Source organism: Actinocrinis sp. (assembly GCF_035938995.1).
In the GTDB taxonomy this organism is placed as follows: domain Bacteria; phylum Actinomycetota; class Actinomycetes; order Streptomycetales; family Catenulisporaceae; genus DASZGI01.
This window is the reverse complement of the sequence record NZ_DASZGI010000329.1, coordinates 1-18,697: the sequence shown is the minus strand read 5'-3', so window position 1 is coordinate 18,697 and position 18,697 is coordinate 1. Positions and strand designations below refer to the sequence as shown.

General features: G+C 70.6%; 12 protein-coding genes and 1 pseudogene. 6 read left to right on the top strand and 7 right to left on the bottom strand.

Features of this window, described 5'->3' with window-relative positions:
* Window positions 1-9: 9 nt before the first annotated feature.
* The 3 genes from VGZ32_RS23400 to VGZ32_RS23390 all read right to left on the bottom strand — a co-directional run bounded on the left by VGZ32_RS23400 (window position 10) and on the right by VGZ32_RS23390 (window position 2,986).
* Window positions 10-810, bottom strand: coding sequence for an SDR family NAD(P)-dependent oxidoreductase (locus tag VGZ32_RS23400; RefSeq protein ID WP_326888315.1), 801 nt, complete (start codon window positions 808-810; stop codon window positions 10-12).
* Complete coding sequence (locus VGZ32_RS23395; RefSeq protein WP_326888314.1) at window positions 807-2,147, bottom strand: long-chain fatty acid--CoA ligase; 1,341 nt, start codon at window positions 2,145-2,147, stop codon at window positions 807-809. Before VGZ32_RS23395 ends, VGZ32_RS23400 begins: the two co-directional genes overlap by 4 nt.
* A 386-nt stretch (window positions 2,148-2,533) precedes the next feature.
* Complete coding sequence (locus VGZ32_RS23390; protein WP_326888313.1) at window positions 2,534-2,986, bottom strand: MarR family winged helix-turn-helix transcriptional regulator; 453 nt, start codon at window positions 2,984-2,986, stop codon at window positions 2,534-2,536.
* Window positions 2,987-3,061: 75 nt separating this feature from the next.
* On the opposite strand from VGZ32_RS23390, the gene VGZ32_RS23385 reads away from it, so the two are divergent.
* Window positions 3,062-4,678, top strand: a complete 1,617-nt coding sequence (locus VGZ32_RS23385; protein ID WP_326888312.1) for an FUSC family protein — start codon at window positions 3,062-3,064, stop codon at window positions 4,676-4,678.
* On the opposite strand, the gene VGZ32_RS23380 is transcribed toward VGZ32_RS23385, so the two are convergent.
* The 4 genes from VGZ32_RS23380 to VGZ32_RS23365 all read right to left on the bottom strand — a co-directional run bounded on the left by VGZ32_RS23380 (window position 4,624) and on the right by VGZ32_RS23365 (window position 12,687).
* On the bottom strand, window positions 4,624-5,433 hold the full coding sequence (locus VGZ32_RS23380; RefSeq protein WP_326888311.1) for a response regulator transcription factor: 810 nt from the start codon (window positions 5,431-5,433) through the stop codon (window positions 4,624-4,626). The genes VGZ32_RS23385 and VGZ32_RS23380 overlap by 55 nt on opposite strands.
* A 117-nt stretch (window positions 5,434-5,550) precedes the next feature.
* Window positions 5,551-7,392 carry a protein kinase domain-containing protein gene (locus VGZ32_RS23375; RefSeq protein WP_326888310.1) on the bottom strand — a complete coding sequence of 614 codons (1,842 nt, stop codon included), beginning with the start codon at window positions 7,390-7,392 and terminating at the stop codon, window positions 5,551-5,553.
* Window positions 7,393-7,569: 177 nt separating this feature from the next.
* Entirely contained in the window at window positions 7,570-7,920 is a 351-nt protein-coding gene (locus VGZ32_RS23370; protein WP_326888309.1) for a hypothetical protein, read from the bottom strand.
* A gap of 126 nt (window positions 7,921-8,046) precedes the next feature.
* On the bottom strand, window positions 8,047-12,687 hold the full coding sequence (locus tag VGZ32_RS23365) for an FtsK/SpoIIIE domain-containing protein (RefSeq protein ID WP_326888308.1): 4,641 nt from the start codon (window positions 12,685-12,687) through the stop codon (window positions 8,047-8,049).
* 227 nt (window positions 12,688-12,914) lie between these two features.
* On the opposite strand from VGZ32_RS23365, the gene VGZ32_RS23360 reads away from it, so the two are divergent.
* The 5 genes and pseudogenes from VGZ32_RS23360 to VGZ32_RS23340 form a co-directional block, all read left to right on the top strand.
* Window positions 12,915-14,198 (top strand): sensor histidine kinase, encoded by a 1,284-nt coding sequence (locus VGZ32_RS23360; protein ID WP_326888307.1) that lies wholly within the window; start codon window positions 12,915-12,917, stop codon window positions 14,196-14,198.
* An 88-nt stretch (window positions 14,199-14,286) separates the two neighbouring features.
* Complete coding sequence (locus VGZ32_RS23355; protein ID WP_326888306.1) at window positions 14,287-14,493, top strand: thiazolylpeptide-type bacteriocin; 207 nt, start codon at window positions 14,287-14,289, stop codon at window positions 14,491-14,493.
* Between the two features lie 138 nt (window positions 14,494-14,631).
* Window positions 14,632-17,268: a lantibiotic dehydratase gene (locus tag VGZ32_RS23350; RefSeq protein WP_326888305.1), complete on the top strand. Its 2,637-nt coding sequence runs from the start codon at window positions 14,632-14,634 to the stop codon at window positions 17,266-17,268.
* Window positions 17,265-18,320, top strand: a complete 1,056-nt coding sequence (locus VGZ32_RS23345) for a hypothetical protein (protein ID WP_326888304.1) — start codon at window positions 17,265-17,267, stop codon at window positions 18,318-18,320. The genes VGZ32_RS23350 and VGZ32_RS23345 overlap by 4 nt, the downstream gene beginning before the upstream one ends.
* A pseudogene (locus VGZ32_RS23340) lies at window positions 18,317-18,697 on the top strand (hypothetical protein); the annotation flags it as partial. The gene VGZ32_RS23345 and the pseudogene VGZ32_RS23340, both read left to right, overlap by 4 nt.

Genomic DNA, 18,697 nt, shown 5'->3' with positions numbered 1-18,697 from the left:
TCCTGCTCTTTAGCATGTGATGCCTCCGTCGATGACGAACGCCTGGCCGGTGACGAACTTCGCATCCGGCGAGGCGAGGAAGAGGATGGAGTTGGCGACTTCCTGCGCCGTGCCCAGCCGCCCGAGCGGCGTGCGGCGCTGGATCTTCTCCCGGTTGACGTCGGTGACCCCGGCGGTCATGTCGCTGTCGAAGTAGCCTGGGATCACCGAGTTCACCCTGATGTTGAAGGCGCCCAGCTCACGGGCCAGGCTGCGGCTGAATCCGTCCAGGCCGGCCTTGGCGGCGGCGTAGACCGCCACGCCGCGGAAACCGCGGATGGCGTTGATCGACGAGACGTTGACGATGCTCCCGCCGCCAGCCCGGACCATGAGCTTGGCGCAGGCCTGGGTGAGCTGGATCGGGGCGGTCAGGTTGTTGGCGATCAGCGTCTCGATCCGGTCGTTGCCGGTGGTCAGGAACAGGCCCTGGTGCAGCACGCCGGCGTTGTTGACCAGCAGGTCGCACCGGCCGAAGCGGCGCCCTACCGCCTTGCCGAACTCCTGCATCGCCCGCGGGTCGCCCAGATCCGCGGGGGCCCAGAAGAAGGCGTCAGGGTACTGCTCCGTCGTCGCGAGGATGAAGTCGTTCTCCTTGCGGCTGAACGTGGCCACCCGCCAGTCCTCGGCCAGCAGCCGCTCGACTAGAACCCGGCCGAGGCCACGGCTGCCGCCGCTGACCACCGCGACCGGCAGCGCTTGAGGCTCGAGGGTGGCGTCCGGCTGCGCGGCCTCCGCCTCAAGCGCCGACGCTGCTGCTGCCGCCGCGGTCATACTCCGCTCCTGATCTTCTTGAACCGGTCGGAGTGCTGGTCGTCCTCGGAGATCACGACCAGCGCCGGGACCTTGAACGGCTCGAGCCGCTTGGCGCAGTGCTCCTGGACCTGGCGGCGCACGGTGCGCGCGTCCGCCGGCTCGATCAGCTTGACCGTGGCCTTGACCACCATGCCGGTGACGTGGCTGGCCTTGCCGGAGACGGTCGCCTCGGCGATGTTCGGGATCTCCAGCAGGACGTTCTCGACCTCGCTGGGGTAGACCTTCTCCCCGCCGACGTTGATGATCTCCGACTTGCGGCCCAGGATCCTGACGTACTCGCCGTCCACCTCGACCGCATCCTGGGTGTTGAAGTAGCCCTCGTCGTCGAAGGGGGCGGGGGCGTTGAGGTAGCCGAGCATGGCCATCTCGGAGCGGATCCACAGGACGTTGTCGACGATCCGGTATTCGAAGCCTGCGCCGCCGAGCTTGACCCAGAGGGTGTCGTCGCTCTTCGACTTGGTCGGCATGATGCCCAGCTCGGACAGCCCGTAGGTCTGCTTGAAACGGATGTCCGGCAGCGCCGCCTTGAGCCGCTTGAGCGTGCGCTCCGGCATCGGCTCGGTCCCGTAGGTGATGAGCGTCAGCGACGAGATGTCGTACCGCTCATACGCGCCCGAGATGAGCAGCATGTTGAGGAAGGTCGGCGTGGTCGGCAGCACCTCGACGCGGTACTCGGCGATGGCCTCGCACACCGTCGCCGGGGTCCGCTCCGGGATGGTGATCAGCGCGCCGCCCTGGCTGAGCGTGTGGAACAGGGTATTGATGCCGCCGATGTGGTCCAGGTTGAGGAAGGCCAGCGTGCGCAGGGGGCGCGTCGGCTCCCCGTACTTGGCCAGGACCTTGGCGAAGTCCAGCACCGTGGCCTTGCTGCGGCCGGTGGTGCCGGAGCTGAACAGGACCAGCCCGGGGGTGTTCGCGGCGCGCAGCCGCCCGTACAGCTCGTGGTCGGCGGTCCGCCCTGTGCGTTCAAAGGTCCGGCCGCCCTCGTCCAGCGCGATGACCACCTCGACCTGCGCGACCTCGTGGAACTCGGCCCGCTTGGCCGGGGGGACGACGGTCAGCGGGACGACGATGACGCTGGCGTCGATCAGGGCGAGCAGGCCCGCGACGGCCTCGACGCTGTTGGCGCCCTCGAGCACGACGACCTGCCCGGCCGCCACGTCGTTGGCGCGCAGGAACGCTTTCCAGTCGTCCACCCGCGAGACCAGATGGGCATAACTGCACCGCTCGCCGTTGAAGACGATCGCCTCTGTGTCCCCGAAGGTCGTCAACAGAGAGAGAAGAGAGATTGCCATTCAAACTCCAGTGGCCGGGGGTCAGGGAACACACGCGTGTCTGATGCCTCGACCCCGTCGTCTTGGCGCAGATGTTCGAGCAACCCGTGTGCCGCGCCATCGGGACCGACTAAACAGCCACGCCTTTGCTTCCGGCTAAAGCGGACGACCTCTGTCAGAGCTCTGTGAGTAGCCTTTGACCAGGAACTTCCGTATTCGCACCCTCATCGCAGACATTTGTCCATCGCGGCGCAGCGCCGTTGCCGCGGACGCGCAACCCCCGATGACCTGCGGCTTGAACGAAGCTTGCCGCCGCGACCGCCGCGACCGCTGAAGCAAGGCCCTGCGGAATTTGTGAAGGTCCAGACGTCGCGTCCCAGGTAAGCCCAGGAGATGGAACCCGGCCCCTAGTACCCGTCGCCTCGTGGCGCCTTGTCGAAGCCTGCGATCCGGTCCATCAGCTCGCCTGCGAGATACAGGACGTGGCGCTCGGCCTCGGTGAGATCGGCCATCGCGCGTGCCAGCCACTCGTCGCGCGACGCCATGTCTTCTGCCAGCGCTCGGGCGCCTGCCTCGGTGAGTTCGAGGACATACTGCCTGCGGTCCTGTTCGTCCCTTGACCTGGTGATCATCCGCTCGGCTTCGAGCTCGGCGATCACCCGTGTCAGCGACTGCGGTTGTAGACGTTCGGCAGCGGCGATCTCCCCGGGCCTGGCGGCGCCCCGGTGCAGGATGTGCGCGAGGACGACGACCTTGGTCCCGCTCAGGGCGTCCGCCGGCCGCTCCATGCGCAGTCGTCGGGCCAGCCGGATCGCGCCACGGCGCACCTGTACCACGGCTTCGGAAATTTCAGTCGCCATAGTCCTACGCTAACACGTACTATTCTCAGCGAAGCTACGTCATCCTGAATCGTTGAAGCGGAAGGATCTGGCTCTGTGAGCTCGAGATCGTACGCACCGCGTAGTATTACGCTGGCTGCGGTCCAGGCGGCCATCCTGCTGCTCTGCTTCGGATCGGGGCTGCTGCTCGACCATTTCGCGCTGCCGGGACCCGGGATCGTCGTGCTCGCGATGGTCCTCGGACTCACCCTCGGCCGCAGTCGGCGCCACAACGGCACACGGCAACGCCTCGCCGCGTTGATCACGCTCCCGCTCATCGCCGTCGCCTGCACTGAGATCGGGCGGCTTTTCTTCCAGCACCCGACGCTCGCCGACACGCTGTTCACGCTCGGCCTCGGCCTGTCCATCTGGCTGCGCCGCTTCGGACCGTGGGGATTGCGGATCGGCTCGCTGATCGCGACGCCGTTCTTGGCAGTTCTGGTGACGCCGGTCCCGGTGCTTCCCGGCGCCCAACCGTCCGTCGACCGGGCGATGCTGTGGAGCGCGGTGGCTTCGGTGATCGCGTTCCTGTGGGTCTGGATCGTGCAGGAAACGGTTACCCGCCTGGGCCTCCTGCCTATGCCGCCGACGGAAGCCAAGAGGGCGGCGGCCCAGTCCGGCGCTCGGATTCCGGTCAGCGACCGGATGGCCGCCCAGATGGTGCTCTCCCTCGCACTCGCGTTCGTCATCGGTCGCTCGTTCTTCTCGACCCACTGGACGTGGATCGTGATCACGGCCTTCATCGTCAACAGCGGGAACCGCGGACGCGGCGACGTCGCGCACAAGAGCGTGCTGCGTGTCATCGGCGCCTCAGTCGGCACGGTGGCGGCCACGTTGCTGTCCGGCCTCTTCCCGCCGGGCGACAGCATCGCGATCGTGGCCATCTTGATCCTGATCACCCTCGGCAACTGGCTGCGGACGTTCAGCTATACGTATTGGGCCGGGTGCGTCACCGCTGTGCTGGCACTGCTCCAGGGTTATTTCGGCCACAGCGACGTAGGGCTGATCGGCGAACGCCTCCTGCAGATCGTGCTCGGTGGCGCGCTCTCGGTCGCAGTCGCCTGGTTCGTCCTGCCGGTCAAGAGCCGAGCGGTGCTACGCCGCAGAATCGCGGACTGCCTGGCTCCGTTGACGGATGCGCTCGTGGCGGCTCGGCGCTCGCCCGGGGACGTCGCCGAGTATCAGCGCTCGTTCGAGCAAGGCCTCGCCGCGCTTGCGGAGGTCGCCCCGACGTTCACCGCGCACCGTCGTCTACATCGGTTGCGCAGGGCAGGCGTCGGGCATCCAGCCGACGCGATCGACGCCGTCCAGGGCTGCGCCGAACCCTTGTCGGTACTCGCTGCGGAGGCGAAGCAGAGCCCGCGGGCATTCGCCGAGCCCGCTATGGCCGGTCTGCTCGGCGCGGTCACGGGAAATGTCGTCGCCGCGCGCCGGTTCATCGGCCGCCGACCGGACGCGCATTACCGGCAACCGCCAGACGAATTTGATCAGTCAGAGCACGGCGCTGTCTTAGAACACAGCACCGTCATCGCCTCGTTGCGGCGGATCGACGAGCACATGCGCGTCATCTGTGAAGTGGGCTGGGGCGGCAACCAACTTCACGCGCCCGCGCACGGGGGTCAGGAATCGCGCGGCGCGCCGGCCGGGACGCGGGCGGGCGCGGCGGATGGCTGAAGGCGGCCCGGAACGACGAGGCCGGATTCGTAGGCGAGCACGACCACTTGGGCGCGGCTGGACAGGTTCAGCTTGGCCATCGAGCGGTTCAGATGAGTCTTGACCGTGCCTTCGCTGACCACGAGGCGCGCGGCGATCTCACCGTTGGACAGGCCGGCCGCCACGAGGCGCAGGACGTCGGTCTCCCGGGCGGTGAGCGCGGCCAGGGCGGCTCGGCCGGCGGCCGAGCGGGCGTCCGACGCTGGGCGGGAGCGGAGCGGTGACCAGCCTGTGGCGCCTGCCGGAGCGTCGGTCCCGCCGCCGATGCCGTTGGCTCCGGCGCTGTCCTCCGCAGCGCAGAAGGCCTGAACGAGACGGCGCGTGACGGTCGGCGAGAACAGCGTGTCGCCGTCCGCGACGGCCTTGAGCGCCGCGAGCAGCCGCTCGGGCGGGGTGTCCTTCAGCACGAAGCCGCTCGCGCCCGCGCGCAACGCCTTATAGACGTATTCGTCGAGGTCGAACGTGGTCAAGATGAGGATGCGCGGCGGATTCTCCCGCCCCGAGCCGAGGATCCGGCGGGTCGCGGCGATACCGTCCGTCTCCGGCATGCGTATGTCCATCAGCACCACGTCGGGTTCGGTCAGTTCCGCCGTGCTGACGGCCTCGTCTCCGTCACGGGCCTCGCCCACCACCTCGTAGCCGGGCGCGGCCCGCAGGATCGCCGCGATCCCGGCGCGGATCAGCACTTGATCGTCGGCGATCAGAACCTTGACCATGATCGTCGGCCGTTCCTTTCCGGGGTAGCAACCGGGGCCGCCGCCCATCTCGCATGGCGCAGGCCCGGGCGATGCGGGCCGGTCACCCACACGGGTGTCGGGCGGGTCCCGCGTCCGTCACTCGGTCCCGTCCTCGGTCCACAGGTCCGCGTGATCGCTCGAGCTGCATGATCCGTAGGAGACAACGGCCTGGGCGGCTTGGAGACACTGCCCGACGCCAGCGTTTTGGAACTCTTTACTCGAACCCGGTCCGCTCACGACCGACCACAGTTGTGCGGACGCGCCGTTGCACGATTGTGCGGAAACCGCCCCGGCGGAACCCGCGGTGAGGCACAGGCCGCTGAGCTCGTTGACCAGTTCGTCGCCCCCGGACGAGAGGATCCCGGTGAGCGGCAGCGAATACTGCCAGCCTTCGGATTTGTCCGTCGCGCAGGACTGTTGCGCGGGCGCCGAGCCACCGGCGGCGAGGCAGGTCCCGGTCTGCTCGTTCTGGAGCCGGTGGTAGGTGCCGGGCAGCGGAAGCAGGGAGCCGAGCCCGCCTGAGGTCGACGTGGCCGACGCGCTCGGGGGCGCGCCGGGCGACGTCACCGCACCGGTCCCGGTGACGTGCGCATCGGTGCGCCTGGGCGTCGGCATGGCTTTGGCGGTCGGCCGTGCCGACCGGGTCGGCGTCGCGAACGCGGCAGCGGTGACGAACGAGTGGTGTGCCGCGGCCGGATTGTGTGAAGCCGAGGAAGAGTCCTGCGAGGCGAACAGCGCCCACGTGCCGCCACCGAGCAGGGCGACGACCGCGGCGATGAGCAACGGCGTTCTCACGCGGCGGCGGCCGTCTTTGCTCTCCTCACTGCGTTCGCGGCGGCTGTTCGCCGCGTGCGAGGAGCGGCGGGCGGGATCGGCTCGGTCCGGACGCACCATCGTGTGGTCGGCGGAGCGCAGCCGACCGGCCGACGTGGTGTCCGGATCAAGGGCGGGCGCGCTCGGCGCCGGCTGACGGCTGTAGGTCGATTCCGGAGTCACGGCGGCGGCAGCGGCGACCGCAGTCGGGCCGATCGACGACGATTCCACCCGGTCGTGCATCGGTAGGGCGGACGGCGCGCCTTCGGGAATCAGGGCCCGCAGGGTCCGGGCGAACTCGGCGGCGTCCGGGAAGCGCTCGTCCGGCTCCTTCGCCATGGCCCGCAGGATGGCGTCGGCCAGTTCCGGCAACCCGGGGCAGTCGGGCCGCGGCGCGGGCTCGCTCACCGCGCGCCACATGATCGAGCGCACGTCCCGGCCCTCACCCCCGAACGGGGGCTGACCGGTGAGCAGCTGATGCAGCGTCGAGCCGAGCCCGTAGACGTCAGAAGCGACGGTCGGCACGCCGCGTGTCATCAGCTCGGGTGCGGCGTGCTGCGGGGAGAACACGTCCAGCACCGAGGCGGACGAGCTCGAGTCGAGCAGGCACGAGACGCCGAAGTCGGCCAGCGCGGGCTCGCCGAATCTGGAGACCAGGATGTTGTTGGGCGTCACATCGCGGTGCAGCACTCCGAGCGCGTGCGCCGCCGCCAGGGCCTCGGCGATCTTGGCTCCGACCATCGCGGCTTGCGCGGGCGAGAGCGGGCCCGACCGTTTCAGCCGCTCCTTCATCGATCCGCCGTCGTACAGGTCCATCGCCAGGTAGGGGCGGCCCGACGCCGTCATCCCGGTGTCCAGCACGGTCACGACGTGCGGGTGCCCGCTGAGCCGGCTGGCGAGCCGGACCTCGCGCAGGAAGCGGCGGCGGGCCTCCTCGTCGGTGCCCATCGTCAGAACCTTGAGGGCCACCGCGCGTTCGAAGGACTCTTGCACGGCCCGGTAGACGACGCTGAATCCCCCATGCCCTATTCGGGCCAGATCGCGGTAGCCGGGGACGGACTCGGGTGCGTCCGCGGGCGGGTTCGGTTCCGGCTCGAAGCCTGTCGATAAACGTCGGCCTGTCATGAGGTGCGTTTATTCCGTCCCTGTTCGTACAACGCGTCCGGGCGGTGGCGGAGCGGCACCCCGTGATCAGTGCCGTTCCGCCACCGCCGTTGTCGGCTCAGTGCCGTCTGTTCAGGTCTGCGGTGTTCTCAAGTGCCGTGCTCTCAAATGCCGTGCTCTCAAGTGCCGTGCCGCGGCTTACAGGCTGCCGATCGGAAGGCTGCCGACCGCCGGCAGGCTGCCCAGCGAGGGCAGGCCGCCGAGCGGGAGGCCGGACCCGGCCTGCGTGATGTTGTTGAGGATGCCCGTCACCTGCTGCTGGAGCCCGCCCAGCGTGCCCTGCACCTGGCCGAGCTGGGACTGCACCTGCGGCCACACCTGCTGGCCGAAGACCGAGGCCGCCGGGCCGGCCCAGACGTTGGGGTCGGTCAGCGCGGTGCCGTGCTGGACGATCTGGTTGATCAGGTCGTTGAACGACGCCAGGGCGCTGTTCAGCTGCCCGATGCGGACGTGGGCCTCGGCGGTGACCTTGACGGTTCCGTCGGTCATTGTGGTGCTCCGTATCTTCGTCGGTTCCGCGGGCCTGCCGTGTGCCTGCCCGCCGCGTCTGGTGGTGCCGGGGCATTTCCTCGCCCTGACCGCCCGTACGGGTGAGTACGTTATGCAGGGTCGGCATCAGTGGTCGTCTACCGAACGGTTGAATTCCCGGCTACCGCCGTCGTTGTAGGGCTGACGGCCGTGTCGTGCGTACGCGGCAGGTTCCTCGGCCGCGCGGCGCAGCTCCGCTAGCACCAGTTGCACGCCGTCGAGCGCGCCGTCGGACACCAGATAGCCCCGGCCCGGCACGGGCGCCATCCGGTGCTGCCGCGGCAGCACCACGCCGAGCAGGTCGCCGTCGAGCTCGTGGTCGGGCACGAGCAGGACGCCGCAGCGACCGTCGCGCACCCGCTGCGTCCACATGCCGAACTGGCGGCGGATGCCGTCGTTGCGGCCCGCGGCGATCACGTGCTTTCCGGCGCCGGATTTCGCGATCCAGCGGTCGAGCACCCCGAGGGGGTCGGTGACAGTGTCGGCGTCGTCAACCAGCAGCAGAGTCCTGCCGCTGACCGGGTCGAGGGTGCGTTCGAGATCTGTGTAATCGCTGCACGCGACCACCGGGGCGGGCAGCTCCCGCAGCGGAGAACGCCGGGGCGCGAATGCGACGACGGTCGGCGGATCCGGTTCGGCGAGCACGGTGGCGGCGATGGCCAGCAGAGCACTGCTGCGGCCGGACCGGGGCGGGCCCGCGATCAGCGCGTGTTCGTGCTCGTAGAGGCGCAACGCCGCCGCCGCCAGGTTGCTGTCGGTGAATCCGACCGGGATGGACCACGGCTCCGCGCCGGTCGCAGCAACGGCACCCGACCTGCGCAGCTGGCTGTGGGTGATCCGTTCCGGCAGGAGCACGACAGGATGGGCCGTGCCCGGCACGTGCGACCAGCGTCGCGCGATCTCGGCGACCGCCGGGGCCAGTCCGGCGCGCGGATGGCCGATCTGCAGGACCTGACGCGTCGCGGCGACCAGCGCGCGGCCGGGGACGTATCCGGGAACTGCTCTGCGCGGTACCTCGAAGCTGCTGTACTCGCCCGGATCGGCCAGCCGCATCAGCAGTTTCTGCCGGCTCAGCGCGGCCCACGCGCCCGGGATCGCGCCGGCGCGGTCGCCGGTGGCGACGATGTGCAGCCCGACCGCCGGGCCGTCCGCAAAGATCCGCCCGAGCTCGTCGAGGACGCTCAAACCGGCGAAGTCCTTCTCGAGTTCCGATCTCAGGGAGCCGACATTGTCGATGAGGACTAGCCACCGGGCGGGCGCGGGTGCATTCGCGCCGCGTACGGCGCCGCCCGCCTTCCGCGCGTCCAGCTCGCTCCGCAGCATCCGGACCAGCCGGATCTGCCGGGCTCGCTCCGCCGGGCCGATGTAGGCCCCGGTGTGCGGCAGGTGCTCGAGGGGTGCAAGATCGCCGGAGCCCATGTCGAGCACGTAGACGTGCAGGCGGTCCGGCGGCAGCGCGGCCGACTCCGTGAGCGCCACCGAGGCTAGCGTCGTGGAGACGCCGGCGCCGACGGCACCGTAGATCAGCAGGTTTCCGGCCGCCGGGTCCCAGCCGACCGGATATTGCGCCTGGCGGTCCGGATCATCGGCGAGCCCCAGCGCGGGCAGGCCGGTCGTGTCCGTCTGGAGCCCGCGCAGAGCGGTGCCGGGGAGGTGCAGGGGGACGGCGGCGGGCAGCGGGTCCGGCCACGGACGGCGGGGCCGGCGGATCCCGGCCGCGGCGCTGGCCGCTCGGCTCGCCTCCACCAGGCGGGCCAGGTCGGTCGGGATGTTCTCACCGGTCGCGGACCCAGAGGTCGAATCCGGGGACGTCGCCGTGACGACCCCGGCCCGCTCGCCCGACGTCAACCGGAACGGCAGGAGGGTCAACCCGCCCGCGGCGGCCGCCGCCGGAGTCACGCCGGTCGACAGCGCGGTCTGCACGGGAAGCACCTCGTTCGCGCTGACCCGGTAGAAGCCGCGGCCCCACTGCCGGCTGCCGATCGAGGCGGCGGCCGGCGAGTCGATCACGTCCTGGGAGTCGGAGGTGCTCTCCAGGCGCAGCGCCAGGCGCAGTTTGACGTTGTTCTTGATCGCGTCGCTGACCGAGCCGGAGGGGCGCTGGGTGGCCATGATCAGGTGCATGCCGAGGCTGCGTCCGCGCTGGGCGATGCTGACGAGCGCGTCGACGAAGTCCGGCAGGGCTTTGACGAGGGTGGCGAACTCGTCGATCACCACCACGAGCCGGGGCATCGGCTCGAGATCGGGGCGCTGGGTGTCGCGGAACCGCTGGTACTCGCGGACGTGGCTCATCCCGACGCCGCGCAGGGCGTGCTCCCGGTGGCGCAGCTCGGCCTCCAGGCAGCGCAGCGCGCGCTCGCCGAGCTGTTCGTCGAGGTCTGTCACGAGCCCGACGACGTGCGGCAGCCGCGCGCACTCGTCCAGCGCTCCCCCGCCCTTGTAGTCAACCAGCGCGAAGGTCAGGTGCTCCGGATCGGCGCCGACCGCCATGCTCGCGATCAGGGTCCGCAGAAGCTCGCTCTTGCCGGATCCGGTGGTGCCGGCGATCAGGGCGTGCGGGCCGTCGTCGTCGAGATCGACCTCGAACACCTCGCGCTCGGTCACGCCGAGCACCGCCCGCACGCGCAGGGTGTGCGCCGTGGAGCGCCAGCGGTCGGCGACGGCATCTTGGAGACTCTTCGGGTCTGTCCACGGCTTTGGGGCGGCTGCAGATCGCGCGGCGGGGAGAAAGGCGTTCCCCGCGGCGCGATCTTTCGCCGCCGCCGTGGACTGACTCGAAGACCTGGCATCTGCCGGGGGCCCGTTCAGCTCGAGAAGGGGCAGCAGGCCTACCCGGTCCGGCAGGCCGGCTCCCTCTACCTTCATCTCCGGATCCTCGAACCTGGCCAGGGCGCGGGCCAGTCCGCGGGCGCGGGCGCGCGTCATGCCGGCGATCAGGATGTCGTCGATCCGCTCGCCGGTGGCGACCCGCCGCAAGCGTCCGGAGCCGTCGGCCGTCACCGTCAGGACCTCGGTGCACAGGGCAGGCAGGCGCCAGGTCAGCACGATCCCGGCGACGGGTCCGGCCGCGCCGCCGAGCAGATCCCGCAGGGAGCAGGGGCGGCCCTCGAGCAGGGTCGCCCCGTCGACCACAATGAGCAGCGCGGGTGTTCCAGCGCCCTTGGCATCCACGTCCCGGCCGGCTCCGGCCCCGCCGAAGTCGGACAGCAGGCTGCGCGCGAGCGCCTCGCAGCGTTCCGCGCCGACGGCGACGAAGCGTGAGGGCCCTGATCTCGGGTCCTCGCCGTGCGGCAGCCATTTGGTCCAGTCCCAGTCCGCGCTCCGGTCCTCGTCGACGAACAGCGCGACCGCTACGTCCGCCGGGCCGCTCGCGGTGACCGCCTGGCAGAGCATTGAGCGCGCCGCGGCGAGCGCCGCCCCTCGGTCGCCCTCCAGCCCGAGAACTCCCCCTTCGGACAGGTCGACGGCCACCGGGACCTGCGTCAGCCGCGCCGCCGCGGCGAGTGCCGCGGCGAGGACGGGGTCGAGCTCCTGCTCGGTGTGGCGGCCACGGTCCACCGGGGGTGCCCAGCCCTGGTCGGCCAGACCGGCGGAGAGCTTGAGGAAGTCCGCGGCTCCGCGGCGCCGCTCCCACAGGCGCAGTCCGGGCGCCGACGCGCGGTAGCAGAGTTCTGCCGGGTCGGGGAACTGCGCATGTAGGCGGTTCGTCTCGTCCGCGCGGCGCGCGGCGAGTTGTTCGCTGGCTTCGGCCAGGCGGGTGGCGTATTCGCGCTTCGCCCGGCGCAGACCGAAGCGGCCCTTGGTGCGGTCTTCGATCTGGGTTCCGATCATGATCAGTGGACTGAAAAGCGCGATCAGCGCGAATGTGAGGTCCCTGAGCACCAGCACCATGACGCCCGCCAGCACGAGCGGGGCGAGCAGAGCCGATATTCGCAGCGGCTGCCCGTCTGAGCGGCGCGGTTGCTCGGGCAAGCGGACCGGCGGTGCCGCGGATAGGGCGGCGACACGCGGCGCCCGGTTGAACGGGAGCGTGCCACTCGGCCCGGCTTCCCGCACCGTATCGACGTACTGCACCGGGCCGAGCACATCCGCGGGCAGGATGCGGAACGGCACCCGGCCGGCCGCGCAGACCACGTCGTCCGGGCCGACGTGGGCCGGGTCCGTCAGCCGTGCACCGTTGACGTCCGTGCCGTTGCTCGAACCGAGATCCGTCACGGTCACTCGACCGTCGTCGGCGACGTCGATCTCGCAATGCAGCCGGGAGACGTCCGGGCAGGCTACGCGGATCTCCGCTTCCTCGCCGCGGCCGAGCCGCGCGCGTCCGGGCTTCAGCGACACGGACAATCCCGATTCCAGGCCGCCGATGATCCGCAGGACCGCGCCCGAGCTCACCGCCATTCTTCTGGTCGCGGCAGTGGTTGTCGTCCCGGTGTTCGTCACAGCGGCGTTCGTCGCAGCGGCGTTGGTCGCGGCCGCGCGCTCGGAATCCCGGCCACGGATCAGGCCTGCGGCCCGGTCGGACGATTGCGTCGCGGCCGCGACCTGCGACCCCATGACGAGCCCTGATCCGCTCAACGGAGTCGCGGACGCCACCTCGCGGCCGTCGACGAGGAGCCGTCCGCCGGGGGCGCCGAGCGCGGCTGCGAGGTCCGCGACCACGGCATCCGGGCGGCCGAGCCGCACCTCCCACTCGCGTTCGACGCCGGCGTCCCGATGGACGAACCTCATCTGCCACCCACGCTCCGTTGTGCACGCTTGCTCGCGCGGCATCCAGCATCCGCGCGGCTCAAGGGTTTCAGCCGGACTCGGTCCGCCGCGTTCCCCGGAGGTTTCACTGTCCGGAAGGGATGTACAACGCCCGCGGTATCGGGTGATACCGCAAAGGTTTACTCATGGTGCGGCGAAGCCCCCGGTGATCTGAGGACAAGCCGGGCCGCGATCACTAGGTTGGGCCGATGCTCAACGTGCGCAGCGTGGCGAAGGTCGCCGCCTCGATACCGCCGCTGGTCGTCGACCTCGCCATCGCCGCGGCCGTCACCTGGGTCTCGTTGACGACCGCGTCCGGCTCCTACCCGTCTTCGGGCCCGCGGCGGTTCGACGCGTTCGCGATCGCGCTGACCATCGCGGTCGGTGCCGCCCTGGTGCTGCGGCGCCGATTCCCGCTGAGCGTGATGGCGGTATGCGCCGCTCTCGTCGCGATATTCGAGGTGCGCGGGTATTGGTTGAGCTTGAATCAGGCGGGCCTGCAGATCGCGTTCTTCACGGTGGCGTCGCGCCGCGGACGGCGCTGGATCTTGGCCGCCGCCGCAGTCACGTTTCCCGTATTGATCTACAGCAACCTGCACGAGTGGATCGGTTCCCCGTTCGTCATCTGGCTCGAGACCGCGGGGCGCGTGCTGGTCATCGCAGTCGTCGGCGACGGAGCCAGAAGGCTGACGGAGAGCCGCGCGTTCATGGCCGAGTACGACCGGCAGGTGCAGCGCAAGCAGCACGAGCGTGAGCAGCGCGCGGTGTTGCTCGAACGGATCCGCATCGCCCGCGAGCTGCACGACGTGACAGCGCACCACCTGTCCGTCATCGCCGTCCAGGCCGGTCTGGCGCGCTATGTGCTCGAGACCGATACGAAGACCGCCGACCACGCCTTGCGCACCATTTCCGAAGTCGGCAGCGAAGGGCTCGCCGAGCTGCGCCGTCTGATCAGCCTGCTGCGTCCGGATGACGACGAGGCGGGTGCGAGCGCGGACGACCGGCCCGCACCCGGAATCGCGCAACTGCCCGTCCTGATAGAACGCGTCGGCCTCTCCGGCACCCCGTCGCGCTACACGATCGCCGGTCGACAGCGCCCGTTGCCCGCCGGGATCGAGCTGTGCGTCTACCGCGTGGTGCAGGAGTCCCTGACCAACGTGCTCAAGCATGCGCCGGGATCGTCCGTGGACGTGTCGCTGGAATACGAACCCGAGCACATCCGCGTCACGGTCACTGATGCCGGGCCGCACGCCGTTCCGCCCCAGCGGTCCCGCACGCCGCGCTCAGCCGCCGCGCAGGCCACCGATCACAGCGGTGCCGGGGTCGGACTGACCGGCATGCGCGAGCGCGCGTCGCTCTATGGCGGCGCGCTCACCGCCGGACGCAAGCCGGACGGCGGATTCGAAGTCACCCTCACCCTGCCGCTCGACAAGGCCGACGCGGACGAGTTCGACACGCCCGCCCTGCACGAAGGTGAATCAGTACTCGGCTAGTCGTGCACGAGCCGTCCGCGAGCCGTCCGACGGCCGTCCGGGAAAGGATAATCTCGCCGCGCAGCGAACGCCGAGACAAGGAGTGCCAATGCGCGAAGAGTTTGTGCAGCCGGACGGACCGACGAAGGCCGCCGAAGGGGGCGCGTTCGAGCTCGAGGACCTCGACCTGGGCGAGCTCACCGTGACGTCGATGCGCGACACCGTCGCGCTGCCCGAGACGGGCGCCTCGTGGGGGGACTGCTCATGCCAGGGGTCTTCCTCCTGCGTTCAGCAGCAGTACCCTGTGGCCAACTGAACCGGCGCGACCGGGTTCTGAGGACTCTCGGGACTTCACGCTGAGGCGACACGTGCGTCAAGCGGAAAACGCGTCCCGGCGCCTCCGCCGAATCGCGGGGGCGGCCGGGACGCGCCTGGCTGCCGACCGGAGGGTGGGATGTCGGAGAAAGTCGCCGTCGGGGAGCCCTTGCGCGCCCCGGTGACCGCACCGCGCACCATCAGCACGTCCGTCAGCGTCGCGCCGTACGCGCTCGTGCGCATGACGTCGGTGCCGTATCCGGCGCAGAGTCCGCAGAGCGCGTCATTCCGGGAGGCGATGCGCCGGCTGGTCGCACTGGAGGCCGGCCTCGCCGACCTTAAGCCAGTGCTTTGCGACGCTCTCTACGTCAGCCGGAAAGAACACGGGGAAGCATTCCACCGCACCGTCGTCCTGCCGCTGCGACGGGCCGTGCACAACGGCCGGGAACCCGCGTCCGGCCTCCTGGAACGACTCGAAGACCTGCCGTACCGTGTCCCGGAACTGCAGACCTGGCTAGACGACCGCGCGCACCGGAAACTCGTCGCGGAACGGGCAACTGACCTGGCCCCGAGCGCCCTGGCCGACGAGCGACAAGCCCTGGCAGCCCTCTGCGCCCATCCGGCGCTGCTGCACGCGGTCGCGCTCACCAGCGCAGACCTGTTGCGCGCCGTCCAGCGCGCCAGCCGGGTGGACGACCAAACAGCGACACCGGACCGGCGCGGGCGCAAGGCCGAGCCGGGAGTACTGCGCTACACACTGCGCGCCAGCACCAAGACCAGCCCGCTGACCTGGTTCGTCACGGTCGGCTGGGGCCGTCACGACGACGAGCGCCCCGCGACGCGGTGGACGCGCGAGCTCGATCCCGATCCCGCACAGGCGGACAGGTCCGCCGCGACAGTGCCCAATCACGCGCTCACCGAGACGCTGCTCGACGCGCTGCTGTCCGATCCCCGTCGTAGCAGGAGCCTGCGTTACCGGCTCAGCAGCGAGCCCCGGCTCACCACGACCCGGGCGACCTTCCTGCGCAACCGGCAGCAGCTGTCCGCCGGACGGTTTCTCGTCGCGGGTGAGGACGAAGTCGAGGTGGCGCGCGGCGGCCCGCTGGATTTCGTGATCGGCCGCGCCCGGAACCCGGTCCTGCTCGACGATCTCGTCGGCGACCTCGTAGACGGGATCTGCGCGCCGTCCAAGTCGGGTCAGCGGAAGGCGTCGGCCAAGGTGCGGGCCGAGGCCTTCATACGGCGGCTGGTCGACGAGCGGTTGCTCGCGCCGTGTTCCCCGGTCGACCCGCAGGAACCCGACCCGCTGCCCCGGCTCGCCGCCTGGCTGCGTGAACCGCAAGACGACGCTGACGCTCACCTCGCCGAGCAGCTCGAGGCGATATCTGCCGCGACGCGCGCGTTCGCCGACACCGCGCCGGAGCTGCGGCAGCGTGCGCTGTACGAGCTCTCCGCACGGTGGAACGCGGTTTTCGCGGAGATACAGCGCCCGGCGCCGAGCGCCCCAGTACTCACCGAGGACTTGGTGACGCGCGCGCCCGTACCCGTCGGCGGCCTGCTCGGCGCGGACGACCGCGCGGCCTTGGCCGAGTTCGCGCCCTTCGCGGAACGCTTCGACGTCGGACATGCGGTGCGCGATCTCCTGCGGGACCGGTTTGTCGCGCGCTACGGCCTGGGCGGGACCTGCCCACGCCCGTGGGAGTTCGCTCCGGAGGTGCGACGGGCGTGGCAGGACGTGGACACACCGGTGACCGGGCCGGAGGGCGGCGAGTGGCGCGAGGAGGTCTTCCTCGACGAGGACCAGGTGCGGGAGGCGGGGACGGCGGGACGGCTCGGACCCAGGCCCGTCTCGTACTCGTTCTTCGTGCAGCGCGACGACGACTCCGGGCTGCTGTGCGTCAACCACGTCTACGGCGGTTGGGGCAGGTTCACCAGCCGGTTCCTCTCCGCGCTCGGCCCTTCGGCGGCGGCCGACGTCACCCGGCAGATCCACGACGGCCTCGGACCCGCCGCGCGGCCGGTGCAGATCCGCCCGGTAGGCGGCTTCAACGCGAACCTCCACCCGCGGCTGGTGCCCGACGAACTCGGCGACGACCCGCGCCGCGCCTCGCTCACCGAACGCGACGTCGAACTGATCCACGATCCGGCCACCGACCAGGTCCGGTTCCGCCTGCGCAACGGCAGGCTGCTCGACGTCCTCTACTCCGGGTTCCTCGCCCCCGTGATGCTGCCGGACCGCGTCGCCGTGTTCGTCAACGACTTCCCGAGCGGCGTGGTCAACTTCGCCCCGCTCGTGCCCCGGTTCACCGTCGAGACGCCCGCCGGGCAGCTGATCAGAACGCCCCGCCTGCGCTATCGGCACCTGGTGCTCCGCCGTCGGCGGTGGCACCTGCCCGGCGCCACGCAGTCCGCGCTGCGCGAGGAAATCGCCGCCGACGGGGAGGTGCCGATCGGCGCCGTCGCGCGGTGGCGCTCGCTGCTCGACCTGCCGGAGCAGGTTTTCCTCCATCCCCTGCCGCCGCCGAGCGTCGACCGCACGTCGCAGGGGTTGTTGCGCGCTCTGGAGCTGCCCAAGCCGCACCTGGCCGATCTGGGAAACGCCTTGCATCTGCGGTGCCTGGGAAAGTGGCTCGCCCGGCACGGCGACGGCGTCGTGTTCGAGGAGGCGCTGCCGGCCGCGGGCGGCAGAACCCTGCCACACCGGGCGGTCGAGCTGGTCGTCGAGACCTACCGGAGCGGGGAGCTCCGATCCGGATCAATGCGGCTCGGGGCGTGACTATGGACGTGATCTGCTACTACTACCGGCCGACGAAGGCGCCGCTGCTGCGCGAAGCGGTGTTGCCGATCGCGCGAGACCTGGCAGACGCGGGTATGTCAGTGCACGTAGAGCGGCACTGGCTGTACGGTCCACATCTGCGGCTGCGGGTCGACGGCCCGGATGCGCAGACGCTCGCGGACGAGGCCGCCGAACGCCTGCGCCGATATCTGATCGACCACCCCTCGGTGCATCAGGTCGATACGGCCGCGCTGCTCGCCGACGCCGAAGCGACGGGGTACGCGGAGCTCGTGCCGCCGCCGTACGGCCCGCTTCGGCCGGACAACACGGTCCGCGTCGAGCCGAACGACGACAGCCGCACGCGCCCGCTGCTCCACGATGACGGTGTCGAGGTACGCACCCGCCTGCTGCGCCTCGGCGTTCCGGTACTGCGTGCGACCACTGATTTCCTCGGCGCGCACGGCGACGGCGCCCCTGCCCGGCTCCAGGTCGCACTCGCGGCGATGACCGCGCACGCCGCGGCGCTCCCCACGGTCGGCGTGACCGGCGGATACCACTCCTACATCTCGCACCTCGAGGACTTCCTGGCCAACAACGACCCCGACGGCCGGCTCGCCGAGGCCTTCCGCGACCGGTGGGAGCAGCACGCCGAGCAGGTCACCGGGCTCGTCGAGCGGATCTGCGAGGGCCGGCTGCAGCCGTGGGAGGAATTGTGGTCGCAGTGGTCGCGCACGGCCTGGCGGTATGTGGACGAACGGCGCGTCGCGGGCGCGCAGCTCACCGGAGGTGGCGGGCGGCGCCGTGCGGTGTTCAGCGAGTACCACCAGATGATGCACCGCGCCGACCCCGAAGGCTCGATGCGCACGCGGCCCGACGCCCTGGTGTACCGCTGGTGCACGAACGTCCTCTACCTGCTGCTGGCCGTCTGTGATCTGCGGCCACTCGAACGCTATCTCGCCGCCTTCCTGGTGATCCGGGCGGTGCCCGAGCTCACCGGTCACAGCTGGCGGGCCGAGATGGCCGACGCCGTCGCGCGCCGGGAGCGGGTGTGACCCGGCTACGGCCCGGCGTGCGGGCCACGGCCATGCCCCGCGGTGTGCACGTGCGCGGCTGGACGGGAAGCTTCACCGTCGAGGGCGGCGCAGGCGTGCCCGCGCTGTGGACCCGGCTCGAGGACGCGCTGCGGCGCGACCGCCTCGATGACCTGTTGGCCGCTGCGGGCCCGAAGGCTCGCAGCGTTCTGCTGGAGCTGCTCGACACGCTGGACGGGCACGACATGCTGACGTCTGCTCCCAGCGGCGAGGGGGGCGCGGGCGGCGCGGCGGAGGACGCGAGCGACACAGCGGAGAGCGCGGGCGGCGCGGCGGCTGCTGATACCGGAGGTCGACTCGCGCGCCGTTGGTTCGGCGCCGTCGCGGCGGATCCCGAC

Excerpts from the sequence above, each read along its gene's own strand:
- VGZ32_RS23395 (WP_326888314.1), bottom strand. The coding sequence starts at position 2,147 with ATGGCAATCTCTCTTCTCTCTCTGTTGACGACCTTCGGGGACACAGAG.
- VGZ32_RS23365 (WP_326888308.1), bottom strand. The coding sequence starts at position 12,687 with ATGAGGTTCGTCCATCGGGACGCCGGCGTCGAACGCGAGTGGGAGGTG.
- VGZ32_RS23390 (WP_326888313.1), bottom strand. The coding sequence starts at position 2,986 with ATGGCGACTGAAATTTCCGAAGCCGTGGTACAGGTGCGCCGTGGCGCG.
- VGZ32_RS23375 (WP_326888310.1), bottom strand. The coding sequence starts at position 7,392 with ATGACAGGCCGACGTTTATCGACAGGCTTCGAGCCGGAACCGAACCCG.
- VGZ32_RS23355 (WP_326888306.1), top strand. The coding sequence starts at position 14,287 with ATGCGCGAAGAGTTTGTGCAGCCGGACGGACCGACGAAGGCCGCCGAA.
- VGZ32_RS23350 (WP_326888305.1), top strand. The coding sequence starts at position 14,632 with ATGTCGGAGAAAGTCGCCGTCGGGGAGCCCTTGCGCGCCCCGGTGACC.
- VGZ32_RS23380 (WP_326888311.1), bottom strand. The coding sequence starts at position 5,433 with ATGGTCAAGGTTCTGATCGCCGACGATCAAGTGCTGATCCGCGCCGGG.
- VGZ32_RS23400 (WP_326888315.1), bottom strand. The coding sequence starts at position 810 with ATGACCGCGGCGGCAGCAGCAGCGTCGGCGCTTGAGGCGGAGGCCGCG.
- VGZ32_RS23370 (WP_326888309.1), bottom strand. The coding sequence starts at position 7,920 with ATGACCGACGGAACCGTCAAGGTCACCGCCGAGGCCCACGTCCGCATC.
- VGZ32_RS23360 (WP_326888307.1), top strand. The coding sequence starts at position 12,915 with ATGCTCAACGTGCGCAGCGTGGCGAAGGTCGCCGCCTCGATACCGCCG.